Below are 8,543 nucleotides of genomic sequence, written 5' to 3'. Positions count from 1 at the left end.
CTTGGTCACCATGCCGGTGCCCAGCCAGAGCCAGAAGCGGAAGAAATGCGAGGGAATCGGGCCCAGGTCCATGGCCCGGTGCGTTTGCGTCCGGTGCAGGAAGATCGTGACTGCCGTGATCGTGATGTGCGTGGTGACGAGCGTGTACAGCACGACTTGCCACCATGTGAGGTCCCACAAGCCGTGTCCGAGCCAGTCGATGGCCGCGCTCAGTACGGCCGGGAACGAATCAGTCATTCTTCAGTACTCCGGACACAGGGAGCCTCACGCTCACCTCGAACCTGACCGCGGCGTCCCAGATTCTGGGGTCCCCAAAGGCAGCAGTCTTCCTTGCTTAGATGCCTTCGCTGTCACCATGAATGCCGGCCAAACCAGGAAACCGCTGTAGTCAAACGCGAGATCGTTTGGGGCGAGCAGGTCGACCCGCCCGAGCTGGCCGCCAATCAAGCCATCCCGGCAGCGAGAACGTGAGGCCGGCGCAGCAGGAACTCGATCGCTTCGGACTGCGTCTCGAACAGATGGGCGGCCCCCCGACGCGAGGACAGCGACGCGCCGAGCTTCAGGCGCATGAAGGCGCTTGTCGTGTAGCGCGCCGCGGTGCTGTAGTACTGGGCGTGCAACTCTTCGACCATTGCAAAGTACGAATCGCTCAGGGATTCGTCGATCTGGAAGCCGTCATAGTTGGCAACCAGTGCCATCTTGCAGCCCGCTTTCTTGTGCAGCGCGGCGAACACCCGGCGCACGCAGTCGACATCGTCCATATCCTGGATCGAATACCCCTGGAAGTTGACGAACAGGAGGTTCCGCTCGCTGTCATAGCTGACCCGCTCGGTCAGCTGGAGGTCAAGCAGCGCGGCCGACAACCCCATCGGTCCGACCCGGTAGAGGCGGGCATCCATGCGTTCGACCTGACCGATCAAGGGCTGGAATCCCATGTGCGCCAGGATGTCCCGGTCGATGTCGATGCCGGGCGCCACCTCGGTCAACTGCAGTCCGCCCGGCTGCAGCCTGAACACGCAGCGTTCGGTCACGTAGTGCACCGACTGCTGCTGGCTCACCGCCTGGGGGCCGCTGAACGTGATCTGCTCGACCGCTGCGACGAACTTCGAAGCGGCGCCTTCGGTCACGATGCGCAGCCTTCCGTCTTCGATGGCGACTTCGAGGCCGCCCGCCGTGAAGGTGCCGGCGAAGACCACGCGGCGCGCGTTCTGGCTGATGTTGATGAACCCGCCGGCACCGGCCAGCCGGCTGCCGAAGCGGCTGACGTTGACGCTCCCGGCGCTATCGACCTGTGCCATGCCGAGGCAGGCCAGGTCGAGGCCGCCGCCGTCGTAGAAGTCGAACTGCTGGTTCTGGTGCAGCAGGGCCTGCGTGTTGATGGCCGCGCCGAAATCGAGTCCGCCGCTGGGCATCCCGCCGATGACGCCGGGTTCTGCCGTCAGCGTGAGGTGATCGAGCACGCGCTCCTCGGCGGCCACGGCGCCGAGCACCTCCGGCACGCCGATGCCGAGGTTGATGACACCTCCCAGCGGCAGTTCGAAGGCACAGCGCCGTGCAATGAGCTTGCGCTCGTCCAGCACCGCCGCGGCGATCCTGTCGGCCGGCACCCGCATCTCGCCGGAGAAGGCCGCGTTGTAGGCGGTGCCGTAGGTCTGCTGGTGCAGCTCCGGCGACGCCACCACCACGCAGTCGACCAGGACCCCCGGGACCACCACGCTTCGCGGGTCGAGCGTGCCGGCGGCGGCGATGCGCTCGACCTGCGCAATGACCAGGCCGTTGGCATTGCGCGCCGCCATGGCGGCCGCTTGCGCATCGAGCAGCAAAGCTTCGTGCTCCATCGTGATGTTGCCCAGCGGGTCGGCGGTGGTGCCCCGGATCAACGCCACATTGACAGTAAAGGCCTTGTAGAAGAGCCATTCCTCGCCGTCGATCTCCATGACCCGCACCAGTTCTTCCCGAGTGCGCTGGTTGATGCGTCCGCCGCCTTGCCGCGGGTCGACGAAGGTCCCGAGTCCTACCTTGCTCAGGGAGCCGGCGCGGTGCGCAGCGGCGTCGCGGTACAGGTGCGAGATGGTGCCCAGCGGCAGGTTGTAGGCCTCGATCACGTTGTCAGTAGCCAGTTTGGCGAGCTTCGGGACCAGCGCCCAGTGGCCGCCGACGGCGCGCCCGACCAGGCCCTCATGGGCCAGCCTATTGACACCGCGTGTCTTGCCGTCCCCCGGTGCGGCCGCGAAGACCAGCGTCAGCTCACGCGGGCCCTGCGTCGTCAGGAAGCGCCTTTCCAGGGCGACGATCAGTTCCTCCGGCGTGCCGATTCCCACGAAGCCGGAGCAACTCACACTGTCGCCGTCTTGGATCAGCGCGATGGCTTCGTCGGCGCTGACGATTTTGTTCCGGTTCATGACGTCCTTCAGTCGAACACGATGACCTGCCGGGTGGCCTTGCCTTCGCGCAGAAGATCGAAGCCATGGTTGATGTCCTCGAGCGCGATACGGCCGGTGAGGAGCTTGTCGACCGGCAGCCGCCCCTGGCGGTACAGCGCGATGTAGCGAGGGACATCTCGGGATGGGACGCAGGTTCCGATGTAGCTGCCTTTGAGCGTGCGCTCTTCCGCCACGAGATTGACAGCCGCCAGGGGCAGGGTCGCCGTAGACGGCGGCAGACCGGCCGTGACGGTGGTGCCGCCGCGGCGGGTGATCCGGTAGGCCAGGTCGAGCGCCTGGATGGACCCGGCGAACTCGAAGGCGTACTCGACGCCACCCGCGCTGAGCTCTCGAACCTGCTCAAGGGCGTCACCCTGCCCCGCGTTGACCGTGTGTGTGGCGCCCAGTGCGCGTGCCTGCGCCAGCTTGTCGTCCGAGAGGTCGATGGCGATGATCTGCCGCGCGCCGGCGCACTGCGCGCCGATCAGCGCCGCGAGGCCGACCCCGCCCAGGCCGACGACCGCCACCGATGCGCCCAGTGGAACCTTCGCGGTGTTGACGACGGCGCCGACACCCGTCAGGACGGCGCAGCCGAAGAGCGCCGCTTCGTCGAGCGCCACGGCGCTATCGATCTTGACGAGCGAATGACGAGAGACGGTCGCGTACTCGGCAAACACGGAGCAGCCGAGATGGTGGTGGAGCACCTGTCCAACCTGGGAGATGCGCCGTGCGCCGGACAGCAGCGTGCCCGCGCCGTTGGCGGCGGCACCGGGCTCGCACAAGGCCGGCCGGCCCTCTGCGCAGGGCGCGCAATGGCCGCAGCTCGGCACGAATACCACGACCACATGGTCGCCGACCTTCAGGTCGGTGACGCCGATGCCGAGGCTCTGGACGACGCCTGAGGCCTCGTGGCCCAATGCCATCGGCATCGGTCGCGGACGATCGCCATTGATGACCGACAGGTCCGAATGGCACAGACCCGCGGCACTCACCTTGATGAGCACCTCGCCCGGCCCCGGGGGCGCCAGGTCGACCGTTTCGATCGAGAGCGGCCTGGACGTTGCATAGGGCGGCGCGGCGCCCATCTCTCGAAGTACGGCGGCCTTGATCTTCACGTGAGTGTTCCCGGTTGGGCGGCGATTGCCGCGACACGATTGCCCAATTCGTCGACCAGCACCCGGGTGTTCTCCGAATAGTCGATCGGCACGGCGACGATCTGCACGCCGCCTTCGGAGAAGGCCGCTTCGAGGGCCGGCGCCAGTCCCTCCGCGGTCTCGACGCGGCGCCCCTTGGCACCGTAGGCGTCGGCGTACTTCACGAAATCTGGATTGCCAAAGGTCATGCCCCAGTCGGTGAACTGGTCGACCGACTGCTTCCAGCGGATCATTCCGTACGCGTTGTCCTCGATGATCAGCACCACGAGGTCGAGCTTGAGTCGGATGGCAGTCTCGAGCTCCTGCGAATTCATCATGAAGCCGCCGTCACCGCACACCGCCAGGACGCGGCGCCTCGGATGAAGCAGCGCGGCCATCATGGCCGATGGCAGGCCGGCGCCCATGGTCGCCAGCGCATTGTCCAGAAGCAGTGCATTCGCGGTGCGCGTCGGATAGCAGCGCGCGAACCAGATCTTGTACATCCCGTTGTCGAGCGCGACGATGCCGTCGTCGGGCATGACCTGGCGCACGTCATGGACGATGCGCTGCGGCGTCAGCGGATAGCGCGATTCGGTGGCGCGACTCATCGTGCGCGCGAGGATTCCCTCGCGCTGCGACAGCAAGGCGCCGGCGTTCGGCATGCGGCCTTCGACGCGATCGGCCAGCTGCGCGAGGCTCGGGCCGACGTCGCCCACCACCTCGGCATGCGGGAAGTACACCTGCTCGACGGCGGCCACCATGAAACCGACATGAATCACCAGCGGGCCGTCGCGTCCCATGATGAACGGCGGCTTCTCGATCGTGTCGTGGCCGATGGCGAGAATCAGGTCCGCCCGGTCGATCGCTTCGTGCACGTAGTCGCGCTCCGTGAGCGCGGCGGTACCCATCCAGAACCCGGTCCTTCCTTCGGCGATGCCGCCGCCAGCCACCGTGCCCTTGCCCATCTGCGTATTGAAGAAGGGAATGCCGACGCGGCGCACGAAATCGGCCAGTTGGCCGTGCAGCCGCGGGCGATTGCTCGCCGCGCCGAACATGACGAGCGGGCGCTTCGCCCGCATCAGCATGGCGGCAGCCCGTTCGATGGCCGCTTCATGCGCCACCGGCAGATCGATCGGGTGGACGGGGACGACATTCACGTCGGGCGCCACCTGCTCGGCGGCCACGTCTTCCGGCAGCTCGAGATGCACCGGCCCGGGCCGCTCCTCGCCGGCAACCCTGAACGCATCGCGTACCACGGTGGGGATGCTTGCGGCACTGACGATCTGGCGCGATGCCTTCGTCAGCGGCTTCATGGTGGCGACGATGTCGACGATCTGGAATCGCGCCTGGCGTGCCGTCATGATCGCCTTCTGGCCGGTGATCAAGACCATCGGCATGGCGCCCAGGTGCGCATAGGCCGCGCCCGTGACCAGGTTGAGCGCGCCCGGACCAAGCGTGGCCATGCACACACCAGGCTGCCCGGTCAGGCGGCCATGGGTCGCCGCCATGAAGGCGGCAGATTGCTCGTGCCGCGTGAGAACGAGCTCGATGCTGGACCGTCGCAAGGACTCGACGAGGTCGAGATTTTCTTCACCGGGCACGGCGAAGATTCGCTTGACGCCCTCGTTCTCCAGCGCCAAGACGAAGAGATCGGATGCTTTCATGGCGATCTCCGTAAACAGCGGAACTTCTTCAGCGCGCAAATGAACGGCAGTGCCGATTTCGCGAGCTCAGGCCTCAATCTGCGCCAATGCGGGGGACGAGGCCTGTGCGGCGGTTTCGCTGGCTTTCGTGACATTGGCAGCCACCGTCTCAGACAGCTGTTTGCTCGCTTCGTTCATGCGCTTGTAGGCCTTGTTCGAGGTGTCCAGGGCGGTCTGCGTCAGCGCAACGATCTTCTCGGAATTGGGTGTGTTCCCGAAGAAGCTGCTCACCGCGGCGAGCAGTTTGGCCTGTGCGCTGGCGACGCTCTCCTCGTATGCGGCCCGTCGCGCCGCGTCGAACGTGGCAAAGACCTCCTGCACCTGGCGCCCATACGCCAGCGCCTTGACCGGTGCGGCTTGCAACATGGCCGCCTGCAGCTTCATCAGCTCCAACGGGCTGCCCGTGGAACCGGCGAGTCGGCTGCTCTCCTCGCTTTCAGCCATTAGCGTCTTGAGCGTCTGCAGGTTGAGCGAAGAGAGTGTCTCCGCTCCTTTGAAAGCCTCGCCGGCGAGGCTGAAGATCGTGTGCATGGAAGCGGTGGTCTCGGCAGCAAGTGAGGTCATGAGAACTTTCTGGAAGTAAAGGAACGAGGGCGACAGATTGCTGCACTGCAGCATGATCAAGTGTGAGGGGCATGGGGAGTCGGCACAAGCGAATTACCGGGCGTTACACGGCATGAGAGGAACGCACTCAAAGCAGGGCGGTGAGCTTGGGTGTCAAGGCCGGACGCTCGACTTCGAACGCCGCCTGCGACATTCAGACAGGGCGTCGCATGGACTGGTTGGAGCCGATCACCTTGCCATTGCATCGGAAGCGCATAGCATCACGACCCCTTCTCCCAGTGGAGGTTCTTGGCACGTCCGCGCCAGGTCGGCTGCCATCACGGAACCTTTGAAGGTCGCGCTGCTGCCAGCGAGCTTGAACGACGCCAGGCGGCCGCGTCGAGGGGGCTTCGTACGGTGGCCGGGCACTGCCGATCAGGACATCGGCTGCGGCGCAGGCGTGGCGCAGCTCGCACTTTCGGTGCGAAACCAGACTTCTCCCGGCACCATGGCTGGCCCTTCGACGACGCTCGCCTCGACCCGGCGAGACAACCGTTTGTCTTTCCCCCACACATTTCGAGTGCACTTCGCCTGAGATGAGCGGCGGGTGCCGACGATCAGGCGGTGGCGCCTGTGAGCTCATCCATCAGCTCTTCCTTGCGAGCGGCGAGCTGCGCACGCATGGCCACCAGGTCGAGGCCGCGGGCGGCGCGTGCCTTGACGAAGATCTCGTTGCGCTCTTCCTTCACGTGGTGATCGATGTACTCGCCGAGCACCTTGACCTTGGCATCGAACATGTCGTCGACCTCGGGTGCCGATTCCAGCTGCGCGATCAGGTCCTTGACCGTCGCGTGCTCGACCTCGGCCTCATCCAGCAGGTCGGTGGACTTGATGGCCTGGCGCAGCGCAGGATAGAAGATCTCCTCTTCGATCTGCGCGTGCACCGAGAGCTCGAGACAGATCTCGTTGGCCAGATCGTGCTTCTTCTGCGCTGCGCCGGCGGCCTTCGATTTCACGAGTGTCTCGTAGTCGCCGAACATCTTCTTGACCTTGCGGTGGTCGGCATCGAGGAGGTTGCAGGCATCGGGCGCAGCGCGCTTGGCGGTGGTGGTCATCGTGGTTCCTTGCGGTGGGGGGTTGCGGGTGCTGCATCTTGAGCACGACCACACCGCAGCCACGTAGGCGACGCTCCCTTGCCAACGCGCAGGAATGCCGACGCGGACGCTGCGAGGCCCCGGCCCGGGGCGGCCCGTCCGATAGACACGGAATGACGTGGGCCGACCGCCATCGGCGGTTGTTGAGAACGCGTTTGGTTGCGCGCATGGCATGGGCGCGCTTGGTGGTCTTGCGCCTGTACACCATCGGCGCTGCTTCTTCCGTCCGGCAGAGCACATAGCGCACCAAATGGCTCAATGCTTCTGCGTCGACGCGGGTGTGTCCTACCCGGCGGCTTGGACGCGATGTCCCGATATTTCATCCACTCTTCCCGGAGAAACGTCATGTTTACGCAGAACCTGCCATTGTGGCCCCCAGCCGGGTAGCCTCTCCAATCGGAACTGCAACGCCGACTGGTCCCCCGTCCCAGCCGGTGAGCGCCATCTCTTGGGGCGCGATCCTTGGAGGCGCCGCAGGTGCGGCTGCCCTGTCGCTCCTGATGCTGATGCTCGGAGTCGGGTTGGGCCTCTCTTCCATTTCGCCTTGGGCGAGCCGCGGCGCTGAGGCGGCGCGATAGGAATTTCCGCAGTTCTCTGGCTGAGCTCTACGCAGATCGCCGCATCAGGAATGGGCGGCTACTTGGCCGGTCGGCTGCGCAGTCGGTGGGCTGGCGTCCACACCGACGAGGTCTACTTCGTGACTCGGCCCATGGCTTCCTGGCCTGGGCCGTGGCTACGCTCGTCACCGCGGCGCTGCTTGGATCGACGGTGAGTAGCGTTGTCGGCTCGGGTGTGCAAGCGGGCGCATCCGCGGCAGGCGGGGCCGCCACCATGGCGACTGGTGGCGCTTTGGGAGGGACCGGCTCTGCGAACGCAGCCGGTGCTTCGTCGTCCGGCCCCCTGGGGTACTTCAGGGAACTGGCGCAAGAACTGCACTACAGCGGGGACATCAATGACTCTGCAACGATGAATGTATGGCTTCACCGTCAGGTGATGAACAAGGTAGCCGCCAATGGCGGCAAGGTCCCGGCGGATCTCAAGGACTGAAAGGAAACATCATGGGCTTGATGGACATTCTTCAAAGCGCGCTGTCGGGCAATCCCGAGCAGCATTTCGATGAGGTGGCAAGGACGGCATCGCAGGAAGAACTCGGCGCCGGCGTCGCTGGAGCCATGCGCTCGGATCAGACTCCACCTTTCGGCGAAATGGTGGGCCAGTTGTTCGGTCACTCCAACGCCGACCAGCGGGCGGGCGTACTGAATCAGATTTTTGGCTCGCTTGGGCCGGGGGCCCTGTCCGGGCTCGCGGGAGGCATCCTTTCCAACGATGGCGCCTGGGCAAGCTCAACTAACGCCCGACCAAGCGTCCCAGTTGTCCCCCGCGCAGGTGAGCGACATCGCCTCGCACGCGGAGAAGACACAGCCCGGCATCGTCGACGAGGTCGGGCGGTTCTATGCGCAACACGCTGGACTGATCAAGGTTCTGGGTGGTGCGGCGTTGGCTGTGACGCTCTCCAAGATGAAGGAAAACGCAACGCGCTGAGTGGGACTCGGCCTGCTTCTTGGCGCTGCCGCATGCAATCGGAGG

The 8,543-nt window shown here is 65.4% G+C and carries 6 protein-coding genes and 2 pseudogenes; 2 read left to right on the top strand and 6 right to left on the bottom strand.

Annotation, left to right across the window (positions count from 1 at the left end):
• From QTI17_RS33875 to QTI17_RS33850, 6 genes and pseudogenes are all read right to left on the bottom strand, one after another.
• Positions 1 to 237, bottom strand: a pseudogene (locus QTI17_RS33875) (acyl-CoA desaturase); the annotation flags it as partial.
• Positions 238 to 443: 206 nt separating this feature from the next.
• Positions 444 to 2,402 carry an acyl CoA:acetate/3-ketoacid CoA transferase gene (locus QTI17_RS33870; protein ID WP_286538502.1) on the bottom strand — a complete coding sequence of 653 codons (1,959 nt, stop codon included), beginning with the start codon at positions 2,400 to 2,402 and terminating at the stop codon, positions 444 to 446.
• 8 nt (positions 2,403 to 2,410) lie between these two features.
• Entirely contained in the window at positions 2,411 to 3,538 is a 1,128-nt protein-coding gene (locus QTI17_RS33865) for a zinc-dependent alcohol dehydrogenase family protein (protein ID WP_286538499.1), read from the bottom strand.
• Positions 3,535 to 5,220 carry an acetolactate synthase large subunit gene (locus QTI17_RS33860; protein WP_286538498.1) on the bottom strand — a complete coding sequence of 562 codons (1,686 nt, stop codon included), beginning with the start codon at positions 5,218 to 5,220 and terminating at the stop codon, positions 3,535 to 3,537. Before QTI17_RS33860 ends, QTI17_RS33865 begins: the two co-directional genes overlap by 4 nt.
• A 66-nt stretch (positions 5,221 to 5,286) precedes the next feature.
• Positions 5,287 to 5,823, bottom strand: a complete 537-nt coding sequence (phaP, locus tag QTI17_RS33855; protein WP_286538496.1) for a TIGR01841 family phasin — start codon at positions 5,821 to 5,823, stop codon at positions 5,287 to 5,289.
• A gap of 596 nt (positions 5,824 to 6,419) precedes the next feature.
• Positions 6,420 to 6,917, bottom strand: coding sequence for a hemerythrin domain-containing protein (locus QTI17_RS33850; RefSeq protein WP_286538494.1), 498 nt, complete (start codon positions 6,915 to 6,917; stop codon positions 6,420 to 6,422).
• A 912-nt stretch (positions 6,918 to 7,829) separates the two neighbouring features.
• On the opposite strand from QTI17_RS33850, the pseudogene QTI17_RS35190 reads away from it, so the two are divergent.
• A pseudogene (locus QTI17_RS35190) lies at positions 7,830 to 8,003 on the top strand (DUF3597 family protein); the annotation flags it as partial.
• A 339-nt stretch (positions 8,004 to 8,342) separates the two neighbouring features.
• Entirely contained in the window at positions 8,343 to 8,498 is a 156-nt protein-coding gene (locus QTI17_RS33840; protein ID WP_286538490.1) for a hypothetical protein, read from the top strand.
• Positions 8,499 to 8,543 lie beyond the last annotated feature (45 nt).

This window comes from Variovorax sp. J31P179 (assembly GCF_030316985.1).
GTDB classification, from domain to species: domain Bacteria; phylum Pseudomonadota; class Gammaproteobacteria; order Burkholderiales; family Burkholderiaceae_C; genus Variovorax; species Variovorax ginsengisoli_B.
The sequence above is the reverse complement of the archived record's forward strand: the minus strand, read 5'-3'. Positions and strand labels throughout refer to the sequence as shown.